This window comes from Streptomyces sp. NPDC050121 (assembly GCF_044460385.1).
In the GTDB taxonomy this organism is placed as follows: domain Bacteria; phylum Actinomycetota; class Actinomycetes; order Streptomycetales; family Streptomycetaceae; genus Streptomyces; species Streptomyces soliscabiei.
The window spans coordinates 61621-76466 of the sequence record NZ_JBITJV010000032.1 but is presented as its reverse complement, the minus strand read 5'-3'; the positions used below and the strand labels follow the sequence as shown (position 1 = coordinate 76466).

The 14846-nt window shown below is 72.4% G+C and carries 14 protein-coding genes; 7 read left to right on the top strand and 7 right to left on the bottom strand.

Going from position 1 to position 14846, the window contains the following annotated elements; translation table 11 throughout:
* Window positions 1–81: 81 nt before the first annotated feature.
* Window positions 82–1503: a HEAT repeat domain-containing protein gene (locus ACIBTS_RS36235; RefSeq protein ID WP_399324936.1), complete on the bottom strand. Its 1422-nt coding sequence runs from the start codon at window positions 1501–1503 to the stop codon at window positions 82–84.
* A gap of 324 nt (window positions 1504–1827) precedes the next feature.
* Complete coding sequence (locus tag ACIBTS_RS36230) at window positions 1828–2220, bottom strand: ankyrin repeat domain-containing protein (RefSeq protein WP_399324935.1); 393 nt, start codon at window positions 2218–2220, stop codon at window positions 1828–1830.
* 261 nt (window positions 2221–2481) lie between these two features.
* Between ACIBTS_RS36230 and ACIBTS_RS36225 the strand changes: the two genes are divergently transcribed.
* Both ACIBTS_RS36225 and ACIBTS_RS36220 read left to right on the top strand, forming a co-directional pair.
* On the top strand, window positions 2482–2676 hold the full coding sequence (locus ACIBTS_RS36225) for a hypothetical protein (protein ID WP_319334652.1): 195 nt from the start codon (window positions 2482–2484) through the stop codon (window positions 2674–2676).
* A gap of 44 nt (window positions 2677–2720) precedes the next feature.
* Complete coding sequence (locus ACIBTS_RS36220) at window positions 2721–4283, top strand: hypothetical protein (RefSeq protein ID WP_399324934.1); 1563 nt, start codon at window positions 2721–2723, stop codon at window positions 4281–4283.
* 457 nt (window positions 4284–4740) lie between these two features.
* Here ACIBTS_RS36220 and ACIBTS_RS36215 read toward each other — a convergent pair whose 3' ends face one another.
* The gene (locus ACIBTS_RS36215) at window positions 4741–6240 is read right to left on the bottom strand and encodes a PLP-dependent aminotransferase family protein (protein WP_399324933.1); all 1500 of its coding nucleotides are present in this window, start codon (window positions 6238–6240) and stop codon (window positions 4741–4743) included.
* Between the two features lie 99 nt (window positions 6241–6339).
* Here ACIBTS_RS36215 and ACIBTS_RS36210 point away from each other — a divergent pair, with 99 nt between their 5' ends.
* From ACIBTS_RS36210 to ACIBTS_RS36195, 4 genes are all read left to right on the top strand, one after another.
* On the top strand, window positions 6340–6993 hold the full coding sequence (locus tag ACIBTS_RS36210) for a YitT family protein (RefSeq protein ID WP_399324932.1): 654 nt from the start codon (window positions 6340–6342) through the stop codon (window positions 6991–6993).
* Window positions 6990–7757, top strand: a complete 768-nt coding sequence (locus ACIBTS_RS36205; protein WP_399324931.1) for a glycerophosphodiester phosphodiesterase — start codon at window positions 6990–6992, stop codon at window positions 7755–7757. Before ACIBTS_RS36210 ends, ACIBTS_RS36205 begins: the two co-directional genes overlap by 4 nt.
* Window positions 7758–7810: 53 nt before the next feature.
* Complete coding sequence (locus ACIBTS_RS36200) at window positions 7811–9160, top strand: MFS transporter (protein WP_319676277.1); 1350 nt, start codon at window positions 7811–7813, stop codon at window positions 9158–9160.
* A gap of 278 nt (window positions 9161–9438) precedes the next feature.
* Window positions 9439–9813: an RNA polymerase-binding protein RbpA gene (locus ACIBTS_RS36195; protein ID WP_020128921.1), complete on the top strand. Its 375-nt coding sequence runs from the start codon at window positions 9439–9441 to the stop codon at window positions 9811–9813.
* Window positions 9814–10008: 195 nt separating this feature from the next.
* Here the strand turns inward: ACIBTS_RS36195 and fxsA are convergent, their stop codons facing one another.
* The 4 genes from fxsA to ACIBTS_RS36175 form a co-directional block, all read right to left on the bottom strand.
* The gene (gene fxsA, locus ACIBTS_RS36190; RefSeq protein ID WP_399324930.1) at window positions 10009–10548 is read right to left on the bottom strand and encodes an FxsA family membrane protein; all 540 of its coding nucleotides are present in this window, start codon (window positions 10546–10548) and stop codon (window positions 10009–10011) included.
* Between the two features lie 46 nt (window positions 10549–10594).
* Window positions 10595–11485 (bottom strand): polyprenol monophosphomannose synthase, encoded by an 891-nt coding sequence (locus ACIBTS_RS36185; protein ID WP_399324929.1) that lies wholly within the window; start codon window positions 11483–11485, stop codon window positions 10595–10597.
* Between the two features lie 568 nt (window positions 11486–12053).
* On the bottom strand, window positions 12054–13655 hold the full coding sequence (locus ACIBTS_RS36180) for an amidohydrolase (RefSeq protein ID WP_399324928.1): 1602 nt from the start codon (window positions 13653–13655) through the stop codon (window positions 12054–12056).
* A 49-nt stretch (window positions 13656–13704) separates the two neighbouring features.
* Entirely contained in the window at window positions 13705–14145 is a 441-nt protein-coding gene (locus ACIBTS_RS36175; RefSeq protein WP_079663570.1) for an Lrp/AsnC family transcriptional regulator, read from the bottom strand.
* A gap of 230 nt (window positions 14146–14375) precedes the next feature.
* Here ACIBTS_RS36175 and ACIBTS_RS36170 point away from each other — a divergent pair, with 230 nt between their 5' ends.
* The gene (locus ACIBTS_RS36170) at window positions 14376–14840 is read left to right on the top strand and encodes a hypothetical protein (protein WP_399324927.1); all 465 of its coding nucleotides are present in this window, start codon (window positions 14376–14378) and stop codon (window positions 14838–14840) included.
* Window positions 14841–14846 lie beyond the last annotated feature (6 nt).

Below are 14846 nucleotides of genomic sequence, written 5' to 3'. Positions count from 1 at the left end.
CGCCCCACTGGCCATCGGGTGTTCACCCCTCGGGCCGGCCGCCGCCAGGCTCCCCTCCGGCGGCGGCCTGTTCCCCGGGGTTCACATGGCGGAGGCGGCGTCGGGGCCGATCCGGCTCCGTACGGCCGTCTGCACCTCCGCCTCCTCGGCCGGGTCGGCGGCGAGCCGGCGCAGGCGTTCCACGACCCGGGCGTCACCGGTCTCGGCGTGCCGGGCGGCGATCTCGCGGGTGCCCTCCTCGCAGTCCCACAGGCACTCGACGGCGAAGCCGGCGGCGTAGGAGGGGTCGGTGGCGGCGAGTGCGCGGGCGCAGCGACCCCGCAGATGGGAGGAGGCCGTCTCGCGATAGATATGGCGCAAAACCGGTGCCGCGCAGACGATGCCGAGCCGTCCGGCGCCGTCGACGAGGGTCCACAGGCTCGGCGCGTCGCAGCCCTCGCCGCGTACGGCCTCGCGCAGGGCGCCGAGGACCAGGTCGCTGTCCTGGGTGCCGCCCCGGCAGGCGAGCATGCGGCCGGCGGCGGCGCCCAGGGCGTCGGGCCGGTGGACCCAGCCGCGGGCCCGGTCGACCGCGGCGACGCTGCGCATACGTTCGAAGGCGTCGACGGCGGCCTCCACGACGGCCGTCGAGCCGGTGGCGACGGCCTGTTCGATCAGCACGGGGGCGTCGGGATCGTTGCAGTCGGCGAGGTAGCGCAGGGCGGTGCACCGGGCTCCCTCGGTGCCGTCCTTGGCCGCCTGCACGATCTCGGGGCGGTCCTCGGGCCCGGCCACGGCGGAGAGGCAGCGGGCGGCGGGGACATGGAGGGCGGCGCCGCGTTCGACGCCTTGTTGGGCCCACTCGAACACGGCCTCCACACTCCAGCCGGGGCGGGGTCCACCGGGGCTCATCTGCCGTTGCCAGCGGTCGAAACAGCCGGCCTCATGAGCGGCACGCACGCGCGTGGAGATGTGGTCGCGGGGATCCTCGGCCCACAGCCGCCAGGGCCGTGGCTCGAAGGCGTCCCGTACCGCGGCGGCCAGTTCGGCCTCGCCCTCGGCGTCGGTGGCGAACCGCGCGAGCACGGGTGCGGCGAGGGCCCGCAGTCCGGCGTCGTCGTCCCGCAGGGCTAGCTCGTCCAGCGCCCAGGCCCAGTTGGCGCCCGTGGCGGCGTATCTGCGCAGCAGGGCGAGGGCGTCCCGCCGACCGTAGGAGGCGAGGTGGCCGAGGACGGCCAGGGCCAGGCCCGTGCGTGACTCCTCGGTGTCGAAGACGTCCTCGACGTCGAAGAGGTGGGCCTCGATCTCGTCCAGCTCGCCATTGAGGTCGAGGAAGAGTCGGGCGTAGTAGAGGGAGCGGTTCTCCACCTGCCAGTCGTGGCGGGGGTCCCGCAGCACACAGTGGTTCAGCGCCGCGAGGGCCTCGGCCCGCGGGGCGGTGAGCGCGTGCAGCGTGCCGTCGCCGCGGCCCCTCTGGAGCAGGCCGAGCAGCGTACCGCTGGGCGCTATGACCGGATCGAACATGGGAAACAGCCTCACATCAAGCGTCGACGCAACCGGGGACGTGCACTACCTGGCCGCGTGACAACACGTCGGGGCGCCCGCCGTTTCCTGCTTGCTGTAGACCATTTTCCTCTGCCTCTCGTCGGTGGCCCATGCGGACCGCATCACGGCCCGCGCGGTGCGGCAACACCTGCCCAGCCATCGCGTCCGTGAATCACGACGTCATGATGACCCGGCTGTTCTACCTGCCGCGACCGAAATTTCCGGCGGCCTTGTACCGCCTCCCCCGTGGTCGTTGATTTACCTGGTCAGGAACTTCTGTTGACCTGCTCAGGAGGGTCGGCCTCAGTGTGCGCCGAACAGCTCCAGCAGGTCGGTCTTGCCGAACATGCGGGCCGTGTCGACGGCCGAGGGCGTGCCCTGGGAGGGGTCGGCGCCGGCCTCCAGCAGGGCCCCGATGACGTCCGTCTCGCCCTTGAAAACGGCCCCGGCGAGCGGGGTCTGACCCCGGTCGTTGATCCGGTCGGCCTCGGCGCCGCGGGCCAGCAGGGCCCGGACCGCGTCGGCGTGGCCGTGGTACGCGGCGAGCATCATGAGCGAGTCGCCGCGGTCGTTGGTGAGGTTGGCCGGGACGCCCGCGTCGACGTACGCCACGAGCTCCTCGGTCTGCCCCTGGCGGGCCAGATCGAAGATCTTGGTCGCCAGCTCCACGACCTCGGGGTCGGGGGCTTCAATCATCGGCCGGACCGCCTCTCGCTACAACCGTTCAGGTGAATCGCCAGCGTACTGGCTCGTCGGACACATGGCCGGTCCCGTCAGCGGCAAAGATCACGGGCAGCCCCGTTCGACGCAATTCCCCTGCTCAGGCGGCCCAGCAGACCTACCGCCACTTGGGGCAAATCAGTCGAATTTCACCCAGTTGCACCTTTTATCGTATGGATACATCCTGTGAGCCTGGAAGTACTCATGGTGACTGTCCCCGCGAACCAGGAGAACCAAATGATCCTGTCCATGTCAGGCGTGGTCCTGTTCGGCATCATCGTCGTCCTCTTCTTCCGCAAGGACGGGCTCAAGGCGTCGCACGCCTGCGTCTCGGCCCTGTTCGGGTTCTACATGGCCAGTACGGCCATCGCCCCGAGCATCAAGGCCGGCGGCGAGAGCCTGGCCGGCCTCCTCGGCGGCATCAAGTTCTGACGCCGCACGTTCCCCCCTCCGTCACGCACCTACAGGAGACAGCAGTGGCCCGGCGCCCCCTCCCCCGCATCCTGAGCACAGGCAGCGCGCAGATCGCCCGGAGCCGGGAGCTGGCCCGGACGGCGGCGGACGGCGCCTCCGATGTCCTCCATCCGCTGATCACGATCACCCGCGGACTGCGCCGGCTGGCCTCGGCCGGACGGCGCAGGTGGGCCGAGACCCCCAAGGACAAGCGCGGGCCGCTGCTGTTCCTGGCGGCCTCGGCGATCCTGATCGTGACGCTCGTGCCGTACGGCCCGCTGCTCGCCGTCATCACCCTGATGGCGGCAGCGGCCTGGCAGGGCAGGGACCGCACCCCACCGGCTCCCGATGGCCCTGACGAATCGCAGATCCAGCGACTCCAGGTGCTGTACGAGGCCCTGGTCCCGTACTTCTCGGCGGCCGAAGACCCTTCTCCTCTGTACGCCCACGGCGGCGACTGGGAGAAGGTCTTCCCCACCCAGGAGTTCGACGACGAGGACCGCGTCACCCACCTCGTGATCCGCTACCCGGCGTACTTCCCCGACGGTGAGGCCGCCTCCCGCGCGCGGATCGAGCAGCTCCTCGCCGCGAAGTCCGGCCGCGGCCGCGAGTACCTCTTCGTCTGGGACGAGGAGGGCAACGAACTCACGGTCAGCGTCCTCGCCCCCCTCCCCACCGACATCTCCGCCCAGCGCTTCGTCACCGCCCCCGGCGAGACGGTCCTGGGCTTCACCGACCCCTCCCGGGTCCAGCGCACGCTGCCTCTCGCCTTCGGGGAGGATCGGCGCGACGTCCCGCCGGTCGTCTGGCGCACCGGCCTCCGCTCCACCGAGCCGCACCTGCTGGCGGTCGGCCATCCCGGCAGCGGCACGTCGACCCTCCTGCGCTCCCTCACCCTGCAGGCCCTGCAGTACGGCGACGTCCTGATCGTCGAGGGCGGCGGCACCGGCGAGTACGCCTGCCTGACCGGCCGCGACGGCGTCCTGGGCATCGAGGTCGGACTGACCGGAGCGCTGGCCGCCCTGGAGTGGGCCGCCGGCGAGACCGAGCGCCGGCTCATCGCCGCCAACCACGCCCGGCAGTCGGGTCACGCGCCACCGGACGACACCAAGCGGCCCCTGTGGATCGTGCTGGACCGCCCCACCGCCTTCACCCACCTCGCCGAGGCGGACGGCCGCAAGGACCCGCAGTCCCTCCTTCAGGTCCCCCTCCGGCACGGCCGCGCGGCCGCCGTCACGGTGGTGGTGGCCGAACAGTTCGACGCCCTGGACTCCCTGAGCGACGCCGTACGGCAGCACACGCGCGCGCGTGTCGTGCTGGGGCCGGCGTCGAGGGGGCAGCTGGAGACGGTGCTCGGGGCACCTCCGCACACCACGCCCGTCGACCAGGTCCCGCCGGGGCGCGGCTACGCCCGGCTGGGGTCGGGTCCGGTGCACCGGCTGCAGGTGCCGGCGACTCCGGATCCGTACGACGACGCGACGAGCGACGCCCATCGCGGGGCGGTGCTGGATCTGCTGCCGCCGCGGTCCACACCGGCCGACACAAAGTCGCCGCCGGTACCGGTCGAGGCCGTGGCCGCGGAATAGGGCACAACGGGCGCCCACGCGGGCGGGCAACACACCCGCCCGCCTCACGAACAGAACCGCCCGCCCGCTCCACCCCCGAACGCGGGCGACCGCCGACCGCGCGGCCGCCACCGACGAAGGCCTCGCTCGCACAAGCCACCGTCGCGGAGCGGACCCGGAAGGCAGGCACCCCGACACCCGGCCCACCCGCGACACGACCACCGCCGCCGGACGCCATCACCGCCGAACCCGCCACCGCGGACGACAGGCCGAAAGCAGGCGCCCGCCCCGGCATCCTCGCCCACCGACTGCACGACGAACGTGCACGGCCCCTCACCGCCCGCCGCGCCTCGCTCGTCACCACCGCACGCAAAAACCACCCGTGCTTCCGCCGCCGACGGAAGCCATCACCGCCGAAGCCACCACCACGGACGCGACGCCAAAGCAGGCCACCACCCCGTGGCGCTCCACCCACCCGCTACGCGACAAACGTGCGCGGTCCCTCTCCGCCCGCTGTGCCGCCGCTCTCGACGATGCGTGCGGCGGCGGCCAGCCGTGTGGCGGCCTCCTCCGCGACCGCGCCGCCCACCGTGAACGGCAGCCGCACGTACCCCTCGAAGGCGCCGTCGACCCCGAACCGGGGCCCGGACGGCACTCGCAGGCCCACCCGCTCCCCCGCCTCGGCGAGCCGCGACCCGGAGAGCCCTCCCGCCCGCACCCAGAGCGTCAGCCCGCCCTTGGGCACGGCGAACTCCCACTCCGGCAGTTCCCGCCGCACCGCCGCGACCAGGTCGTCCCGGTTCACCCGGGCCTGGGCGCGGCGCAGCTCGACGGCCTGCGCCCAGCCGCCGGTGCTGAACAGCCAGTTCACGGCCAGCTGCTCCAGCACGGGGGTGCCCAGGTCGGCGTAGGCGCGCGCCGCGACCAGGCTGCGGATGACGTCCGGAGCCGCGCGCACCCAGCCGATGCGCATCCCGGCCCAGAAGGCCTTGCTCGCCGACCCGACCGTGATCACCGTCGACCCGGCGGGGTCGAAGCCGCACACGGGCCGCGGCATCTCGACATCGTCGTCGAGCCACAGTTCGCTCATCGTCTCGTCCGCGACCAGGACGGTCCCGGCGGAGCGGGCCGCCTCCACGAGCCGGCGCCGCTGGTCCTCGTCGGCGAGCGCGCCGGTCGGGTTGTGGAAGTCGGCGACGACGTACGCGATGCGCGGCGCGGCGTCGCGCAGGACCTGGCGCCAGCGGTCCATGTCCCAACCGGCGAGCCCCTCCGCCATCGCGACGGGCACCAGCCGCGCGCCCGCCTCCCGCATCAGCTGAAGGATGTTGGCGTAGGAGGGCGACTCGACGGCGATGCGCTCGCCGCGCCCGCCGAACAGATGGCAGATGGCGTCGATGGCCCCCATCGCCCCGGTGGTGACCATGATCTGCTCGGGCATCGTCGGTATCCCGCGCGCGGTGTACCGCTCGGCGATCATCGCGCGCAGCGCGGGCAGGCCCGCCGGATAGTCGCCGTGCGTGTGGGCGTACGGCGGCAGCTCCTCCAGCGCGCCCTGCACGGCGCGGGTGAGCCAGGGCTCGGGCGCGGGCAAAGCCGCACAGCCCAGATCGATCATGGAACCGAGGGTCTCGGGCGGCAGGGGCTCCAGGCCGCGCGCCGGGACCGGCTTGCCCGCCGGGACGGCCGTCCAGCTGCCCGCCCCGCGCCGGGACTCCAGGAACCCCTCCGCGCGCAGCGCCTCGTAGGCGGCGGCGACGGTGGTACGGCTCACAGAGAGGGCGAGGGCCAGCTCGCGTTCGGCGGGCAGACGGGCGGCGACGGGGACGCGGCCCTCCAGCACCAGCAGCCGGACGCCGTCGGCGAGCGCGCGATAGGCGGGCGGGCGGCGCGTGCCCGGGCCCGCGGGGCGGTCCTGCTGGGACTTGAGCAGCCGCGCGAGCTGTGCGGCCCCCACCGCCGAGGTCCACTGCGCCATGGTTACCAGTCCACCTTCCCCGAATTGGCCATGGATGGCGTTCGCTTCCAAGCCACAGAGTGTCACGGGTCAGGCCACTACGACCACAGGGGGCACCTCTTGGCGACCCGGGGACATCTCACCCGACGGCTGGTCCAGCTGTACGCCGGTCTCGCGCTGTACGGCGCCAGCTCGGCCCTGCTCGTGGAGGCGGGTCTGGGCCTGGAGCCCTGGAACGTCCTCCACCAGGGACTGGCCGAGCTCACCGGCCTGACGATCGGCGTGGTGTCGATCTTCGTCGGCGCGGGGGTGCTGCTGCTGTGGATCCCGCTGCGCCAGCGCCCGGGCCTCGGCACGGTCTCCAACGTCTTCGTCGTGGGCCTCGCGATGGACGGCACCCTGGCGCTGGTCCCGGAGGCGCACACCCTGGCCGTGCGCGTTCCGCTGCTGGTCGCGGGCGTCGTGCTGAACGGCGCGGCCACCGGCCTGTACATCGCCGCCGACTTCGGCCCCGGTCCGCGCGACGGGCTGATGACGGGGCTGCACCGGCGCACCGGGCGCTCGATCCGGCTGATGCGGACGGCGGTGGAGGCGGCGGTCGTGGTGACCGGGTTCACCCTCGGCGGCACCATCGGCGTCGGCACGCTGCTCTACGCGGTGTCGATCGGCCCGCTGGCCCAGCTGTTCCTGCGGGTTTTCGCCGTTCCCGCGGCATCCGGCGGCAGCACGGTCGTTGCCACCGGGACACCCCGGGGAGCGATACTGCGTCCGTGACCACGCTCATTCGCCACCCCTACCTCGACCATCCGGGGCCCATTCCGTTCGCGCACCGCGGCGGGGCCGCGGACGGCCTGGAGAACACCGTGGCGCAGTTCCGGCGCGCGATCGAGACGGGCTACCGCTACCTCGAGACCGATGTGCACGCCACCCGGGACGGCAAACTCGTCGCCTTCCACGACGCGACGCTGGACCGGGTGACCGACGGCGCCGGCCGCATCGCCGACCTCCCGTGGTCGGACGTACGCCGCACGCGCGTGGGAGGCAAGGAGCCGGTGGCGCTCTTCGAGGAGCTGTTGGAGACCTTCCCCGAGGCGCGCTGGAACGTCGATCTCAAGGACGAGCCCGCGCTGCACCCCCTGCTCGACCTGATCGCACGCACCGACGCATGGGATCGCGTCTGCGTCGGCTCGTTCTCGGAGGCCCGCGTGGTGCGCGCCCAGCGGCTGGCGGGGTCGCGGCTGGCGACGTCGTACGGCACCCGGGGCGTGCTCAACCTGCGGCTGCGGTCCTGGGGCGTGCCCGCGGCGCTGCGCCGCTCGGCCATAGCCGCGCAGGTGCCCGAGGCCCAGTCGGGCATTCAGGTCGTGGACCCGCGCTTCGTGCGTGCCGCCCACGCGCGCGGGCTGCAGGTGCACGTGTGGACCATCAACGACGCGGATCGGATGCACCGGCTCCTGGACCTGGGAGTCGATGGCATCATGACCGATCACATCGACACGTTGCGCAAGGTCATGGAGGACCGGGGCGTCTGGGCCTGACCCCTCGGGCCACCGCCCGCGCGCGGTTGCGGCAGCGGAAAGCGAGGGCTCGGGTGGGCACCGACACCGTGCGGGCGGCGGCCTTCGACGAAGCCGCCGAGCGGCGGCGCGAACAACGCGGCTGGTACTTCTACGACTGGGCGTGCTCGGTCTACTCGACGAGCGTGCTCACCGTGTTCCTCGGCCCGTACCTGACGTCGGTCGCCAAGGAGGCGGCGGACTCCGGCGGATATGTGCATCCTCTGGGCGTCCCGGTCCGGGCGGGCTCCTTCTTCGCGTACTCGGTGTCCCTGTCGGTGATCGTGGCCGTCCTGGTGATGCCCCTGGTGGGCGCGGCAGCCGACCGCTCAGGGCGCAGGAAGCCGCTGCTGGGCGCCGCCGCCTACGTCGGCGCCGCGGCCACGACGGGCATGTTCTTCCTCGGCGGCGACCGCTACCTGCTGGGCGGTGTGCTGCTGATCGTGGCGAACGCCGCCCAGTCCGTGGCGATGATGCTCTACAACTCCTACCTCCCACAGATCGCCCCGCCCGAGGAACGCGACGCGGTCTCCTCCCGGGGCTGGGCCTTCGGGTACGTCGCGGGCTCACTGGTCCTGGTCGTCAACCTGGTGCTGTACCTCGCGCACGACTCCTTCGGCGTCTCCGAGTCGATGGCCGTCCGCATCTGCCTGGCCTCCGCCGGCCTGTGGTGGGGCGGCTTCACGCTCGTTCCGCTGCTGCGGCTGCGCGACCGGCCGTCCGCCGTGCGGCCGGAGGCGACCGCTCCGGGGCTACGGCAGCTGGCGGCGACGGTCCGTGACATGCGCCGCCACCCGCTGACCCTGGCCTTCCTCCTCGCGTACCTCGTCTACAACGACGGCATCCAGACCGTGATCTCCCAGGCCTCGGTCTACGGCTCCGAGGAGCTCGGCCTGAGCCAGTCCACACTGATCGGCGCCGTCCTGCTGGTCCAGGTGCTGGCCGTGGCGGGCGCGCTGGGCATGGGGCGCCTGGCCCGGACGTACGGCGCGAAGCAGACGATTCTCGGCTCGCTGGTGGCGTGGACGCTCACCCTGAGCGCGGGGTACTTCCTGCCCGCCGGGGCGCCGATGGGTTTCTTCCTGCTGGCGGCCGCCATCGGACTGGTCCTCGGCGGCAGCCAGGCCCTGTCCCGCTCCCTCTTCTCCCATCTGGTCCCGCCGGGCAAGGAAGCCGAGTACTTCTCCGCTTACGAGATGAGCGACCGGGGGATGAGTTGGCTGGGGCCACTGCTGTTCGGCTTCACCTACCAGCTGACCGGTAGTTACCGGGACGCGATCGTCTCGCTGGTGGCCTTCTTCGTCATCGGGTTTCTCCTGCTCGCGCGGGTGCCGGTGCGGCAGGCGATCGGCAACGCGGGTAACCCGGTACCCGAGAAGATTTAGCGCTCAACGCGAAAGGGCGGTAGTGTACGCGTTTGGCCTGCCAGGCGTACCGTTACTGCGCGTCAAAGATACCGAAACGCTGGGTGACATCTCCTTTCAGATGTGACAAACCGGGCGCCGGTGGGTACTGCACTGGTTGACAAGGCTGCGGCTACGACGGCGACGCACGACCCGGAACGGGACACGGAACGGGAATCTTTACCGCCGACCGGACGTTGACCGGATGACGACGACAGCGACACCTGTCCTGTGGGCGACAAGCCCGGGAGGCACGATTCATGAGTGAGCGAGCTCTTCGCGGCACGCGCCTCGTGGTGACCAGCTACGAGACGGACCGCGGCATCGACCTGGCCCCGCGCCAGGCCGTGGAGTACGCATGCGAGAAGGGGCACCGCTTTGAGATGCCCTTCTCGGTCGAGGCGGAGATTCCGCCGGAGTGGGAGTGCAAGGTCTGTGGAGCCCCTGCACTCCTCGTGGACGGCGACGGCCCTGAGGAGAAGAAGGCCAAGCCCGCGCGTACGCATTGGGACATGCTGATGGAGCGGCGGACCCGCGAGGAACTGGAAGAGGTCCTCGAGGAGAGGCTGGCCGTTCTGCGGTCCGGGGCGATGAACCTTGCGGTGCATCCCCGGGACAGCCGCAAGTCCGCGTAGCGGGAGGCCGGCAAGAAACGCGCGCCAATGACCGCGGGCGCCGTACGCGAAATATGCGTACGGCGCCCGCGGTCGTTGTGCTGCGTGCGCTCCGCCGGTCCCGGCTGACCGGCCCTGGGGCTTCCCCATCAGGACCCGTCGGCCCGGGGCAGGCCCCCGGGCCTCGTCATCGAACGCCGGACAGGCCGGGTGGTGTTACTGCTCGTCCCTGATGACCTCGCCCTGGACCACCTTGCCGTCCGGGCGGTGGATGCGGGCCTGCTGGAAGGCGTCGCCCAGGCTGCCCGAGCTCGCCTCGCGGAGTTTGCGGTCGACCGTGCGTTCCGCGTAGGCGCCCACGGCCTTCTGGACCGGCGGGAGCAGCAGGAGCAGGCCGAGCGCGTCGGAGGCCAGGCCCGGGATCATCAGCAGCAGGCCGCCGAGCATCATCAGGCCGTTGCCGCCGCCCCGGGTGGGGGCCGTGCCGCGCTGGAGCGCCTCGTTCAGTTGCTGGAAGGCTCGCCGGCCCGCGCGCTTGATGACCACCGAGCCGAGCAGGAACCCGGCGAGCAGCAGCAGGAAGACGGTGAATCCGCCGGCCACGCCCGCGACCACGGTCAGCAGCCAGATCTCCAGCACCAGCCACGCGGCGAGCCCCAGCGGCAGGAACGTCCGCAGACGGGAGCGGCGGGGCCGGGTGGGGGCGGATGCTGATGCGGAAGCGGGGTACGTCGGGATCGGAGCGCCAGTCGTCATGCCCCCAGTGTGCCCGGACCCGGCTCAGAGCGGCATAAGAGGGCGTTCAGCCGCCCCTGTGAGGCTCCGCACCCTTGGGAGGCTCGTCCTTGGGGGGCTCCGCGTCCTTGGGGGGCTCGGTGGCGCTGAGCGGCTTGGCGGACGGCTGGTCGGCGGAACGGCCGGTGATCTTGCCGACCCGCTCCCCCACGCCCCACGCGGTGACCCGCCAGAGCGCCTCCACAAGGATGTCGCGGCTCATCTTGGAGTCACCGAGCTCGCGCTCGACGAAGGTGATGGGGACTTCGACGACGTGGAAGCCGGCCTTGACCGCGCGGCGGGCGAGGTCGACCTGGAAGCAATAGCCCTGGGAGGCGACCTCGTCGAGCCCGAGGCCCTCCAGGGTCTCGCGGCGGAAGGCGCGGTAGCCGCCGGTGATGTCGCGCAGGGGGAGGTCGAGGGCGAGGCGGGAGTAGAGGCTGCCGCCGCGGGAGATGACCTCGCGGGACTTGGGCCAGTTCACCACCCGGCCGCCCGGCACCCAGCGGGAGCCCAGGACCAGGTCGGCGCCCTTGAGCGCGGTGAGCAGACGGGGCAGTTCCTCGGGCTGGTGGGAGCCGTCGGCGTCCATCTCGATCAGCACGCCGTAGCCGTTCTCCAGGCCCCAGCGGAAGCCCGCCAGGTAGGCGGCGCCGAGGCCTTCCTTGCCCTTGCGGTGCAGCACCTGCACCTGGTCGTCCCCGACGGCCAGTTCGTCGGCGAGCTTGCCGGTGCCGTCGGGGCTGTTGTCGTCGGCCACGAGGACGTGGGCCTCGGGGACAGCCTTGCGGACCCGGTCGACGATGCTCTTGATGTTCTCCGCCTCGTTGTAGGTCGGAATGATCACCAAGGCGGTGCCGAGCGGACCGAACTGCCTCCCTCGGTCCTGTGCCGCGAGGGTCCCGTCGCCGTCGTTCACTGCTGCCCCTTCGTGTCCGTACGCAGGGGACCACCATAGTGGCCCTCGCCTGCGCCGACATGACAGGACGACCGACTCCTGGTGTCGAACGGGCGAGAGCCGGGTATGTACGTGCTTTTGAGCTTGTTTGTACACGTCTACCCCGCACGCGTGCGTACGAGCCTGCTGCGGATGGGGGCCCGGCGCCCTTCGGGCCGGCCCGGGACCCGCTGGCTGCGGGTCGACCGAATGCCGTTGTCTACTGAGCGCCCGGGCCCCACCCGGGTCACACCTCCCCGACCGGCCGGAACGTTCCCACGTTGCGGCGCGGGCGCTGAGCCTGGCTGCCAGTGGCGGTGCGCCGGTGCGGCACACCGTCCCTGACCCAGCGGCGCCGCGGCGAGTGCGCGGACATTCCCCGGCGAGGCGTCCGGTGGTGGACTCCGCCGAACCTACCGGCCTTCCGCCGTCGGCTGTCAACAGCCGTTCGACCTGCGGGTATTTCACCAATGCCCTGGTCAGCGGGGCGCAGACGCAGGTCGTGCGACGACGGGCGGACGGGTGATCCTCCCCGCGCCACCCCGGGAGATCACTCGCTCGGCCGCACGAACACGGTCCGGCCGCCCACCACCGTCCGAAGGCATACCGGGAGGTCTGCGCCGGGGGTCAGATCGGGCAGTCCGGGGGTGCCGGAACGAGGGTCGGTGGACCAGCGGGCGACCCGGTCGTCGGGGGCCTGGACGACCAGTTCCTCCGTACGCCAGACCGCGTAGTCGGCGGGGGCGCCCGGGACCAGGACGCCCGCGTCGTCGCGGCCGACCGCCCGCCAGCCACCGCGCGTGTGGGCCGTGAACGCGGCGCGTACGGAGACGCGGTGCTCGGGCGTGCGGTGGAAGGCGGCGGCGCGGACCGTGCCCCACGGGTCGAGGGGGGTGACCGGGCTGTCGGAGCCGAAGGCGAGCGGAACACCGGCGCGCAGGAGGGCCGCGAAAGGGTTCAGGGTGCGGGCCCGCCCAGCGCCGAGGCGCTGGGCGTACATGCCCTCCTCACCGCCCCACAGGGCGTCGAAGGCGGGCTGGACGGAGGCGGTGAGGCCGAGCTCGGCGAAGGCGGCGATCGTCTCGGGTGTGAGCATCTCGGCGTGCTCCACTCGGTGGCGGGCGGCGCGGATCCGGGCGAGGCCGACCTTCTCCGCGGCGGCCCGCACGCCGTCCACGACGGCGGTCACGGCGGCGTCTCCGATGGCGTGGAAGCCCGCCTGGAGGCCGGCCTCGGTGCAGGCCGTCACATGCGCGGCGACCTCGGCGGCGCCCAGGTAGGCGGCGCCGGTGTGTCCGGCGTCGGTGTACGGGGCGTGCAGACAGGCGGTGTGCGAGCCGAGGGCCCCGTCGACGAACAGGTCACCGGCGGCGCCGAGCGCGCCCAGCTGCCGTGCCTTGTCGACATCCTGCTCGGCCCAGTAGCCCACGACCCGCGGGCCGCTCTCCTCGGCGGCGAGCCGCAACAGGTCCGTGAAGTCGTCCTCGGAGGAGATCTCGGGGCCGGCGCACTCGTGGACGGAGCCGATGCCGAGGGAGGCGGCGTGCGCGAGGGCGGCCCGCTGGGCCTCGGTGCGCTGCGCGGGCGTCACAGCTGCGAACGCGGCGGCACGTACGACGTGGTGGGCGTCGGCGGTGAGCGGGCCGTCCGGTGCGCCGAGGCCGGGGGTGAGGTCCAGCAGGGCCGTGGTGACGACCGCCGAGTGGACGTCGATGCGGGACAGGTAGAGGGGACGGCCGCCGGTGGCCGTGTCGAGTTCGGCGCGCGTCGGGGGACGGCCGCCGGGCCAGCGGGAGGCGTCCCAGCCGTGCCCGAGCAGCACCTTGTCCTGCGGTCGGGCTGCCGCGAAGTCCCGTACGCGGGCGAGGGCGGCCTCCAAGGAGGGGGCGGAGGAAAGGTCGAGGCCGGTCAGCGCGAGGCCGGTGGAGGTGGTGTGCACATGGGCGTCGGTGAACGCCGGGGTGACGAGCGCGCCGTCCAGGTCGACCACCTCGTCGACGCCGTCCGCGAAGGCGTCGGCGGCGCCCTCGGAGCCGACCCAGGCGACCTGGCCGCGCTCGACGACCATCGCGGTCGCGAACGGGTCGGCGGGGCTGTGGACCTCTCCTCGGCGGAGCAGGACGGTCTTCGACTGGGGGGCGCGCTCACTCATGGGCAACAGTCTCGCGCCTCTCCCCCGGCCGCCCGGCACGGGGGACCCCTCAGATCTGCGGCGGCCGGGCCTCGTAGGGGGTGGACAGGACGACCGTCGTCCGCGTCGACACCCCGGCGAGCGCCCGGAGCCGCCCGAGCAGCTCCTCCAGCTCGTGCGGGGTGGCCACGCGCACCTTGAGGATGTAGTTCTCGTCACCGGCCACGCTGTGGCAGGCCTCGATCTCGGGTACGCCGGCCAGCCGGTCCGCGATGTCGTCGGGGGCGCTGGGGTCGAAGGGTTTCACCGAGATGAAGGCGGTCAGGGGCAGCCCGACGGCCTCGGGGTCGACGACGGCCGCGTACCCACGAATGACGCCGCGCTGTTCCAGCCGGCGCACTCGTTGGTGCACGGCCGACGTGGACAGGCCCGTGGCCTTGCCCAGATCGGTGTAACTCATCCGCCCGTCCTTGACGAGCAGCTGCACGATTTGTCGGTCCAGCTCCTCCATGACGCAAGAACCTACAGTGCGCCCGATCTCCGCGTATACCTATGCACCCCAGGTCATAGCCGGTTTACGAGAGAGCGGCACCCGGCACCTGCATGCGGCATGTGACGAATGCCACAGCACCCGTCAAGGCTTCGTGATGCCCTCGTGATTACCGCCGAGACGGGGTGGGAAGTGCTTGCTGTGGTCGAGGCCGCAGTGCCTTCACGGCCCAGCCCGAGGGGGAGAATCCCATGCAGAGTCTTAAGCGCCCTGGTCGCACCGCGCCCAAGCGGCTCCAGTCGGTCGTCGAGCCCCAGCCGGAGGGCGTCGTACCCGCCGACCTGGACTACTCCGACAGCTTCGACGCCGACGAGCCCGACGACTTCGACGCGTACGACACCTTCGAGATGTACCGGGTGATCTGCCCGGACTGCGCGCAGCCCATCGCGCTGCTGGCGGACGAGGAGAGCCTGCCGGAGCACGCGCTGTGCGCCTCGCCGTGGAACCCGTTCGGGCTCACGGTCTGCGCCGGGACGGGGCGCGCGGCAACCGAGGCCCGGCCCGCGGACGAGTCCGTGGAGCCCCAGGAGCAGGACACCGCGCTCCTGCTGACGCTCCCTCAGGGGCTGGACTGGCGTACGCAGCCCTTCTCGCACGTCGGTGGCCCGGCCTCACGCCCGATGCGCGTGCCGACGTTGCCCCGCGCCGCCGCCTGAGCGCCG

What these genes read in the sequence shown, in the direction of transcription:
- ACIBTS_RS36230 (WP_399324935.1), bottom strand. Translation starts at nt 2,220, where the DNA reads ATGATTGAAGCCCCCGACCCCGAGGTCGTGGAGCTGGCGACCAAGATC.
- ACIBTS_RS36170 (WP_399324927.1), top strand. Translation starts at nt 14,376, where the DNA reads ATGCAGAGTCTTAAGCGCCCTGGTCGCACCGCGCCCAAGCGGCTCCAG.
- ACIBTS_RS36180 (WP_399324928.1), bottom strand. Translation starts at nt 13,655, where the DNA reads ATGAGTGAGCGCGCCCCCCAGTCGAAGACCGTCCTGCTCCGCCGAGGA.
- ACIBTS_RS36175 (WP_079663570.1), bottom strand. Translation starts at nt 14,145, where the DNA reads ATGGAGGAGCTGGACCGACAAATCGTGCAGCTGCTCGTCAAGGACGGG.
- fxsA (WP_399324930.1), bottom strand. Translation starts at nt 10,548, where the DNA reads ATGACGACTGGCGCTCCGATCCCGACGTACCCCGCTTCCGCATCAGCA.
- ACIBTS_RS36235 (WP_399324936.1), bottom strand. Translation starts at nt 1,503, where the DNA reads ATGTTCGATCCGGTCATAGCGCCCAGCGGTACGCTGCTCGGCCTGCTC.
- ACIBTS_RS36195 (WP_020128921.1), top strand. Translation starts at nt 9,439, where the DNA reads ATGAGTGAGCGAGCTCTTCGCGGCACGCGCCTCGTGGTGACCAGCTAC.
- ACIBTS_RS36225 (WP_319334652.1), top strand. Translation starts at nt 2,482, where the DNA reads ATGATCCTGTCCATGTCAGGCGTGGTCCTGTTCGGCATCATCGTCGTC.
- ACIBTS_RS36215 (WP_399324933.1), bottom strand. Translation starts at nt 6,240, where the DNA reads ATGGCGCAGTGGACCTCGGCGGTGGGGGCCGCACAGCTCGCGCGGCTG.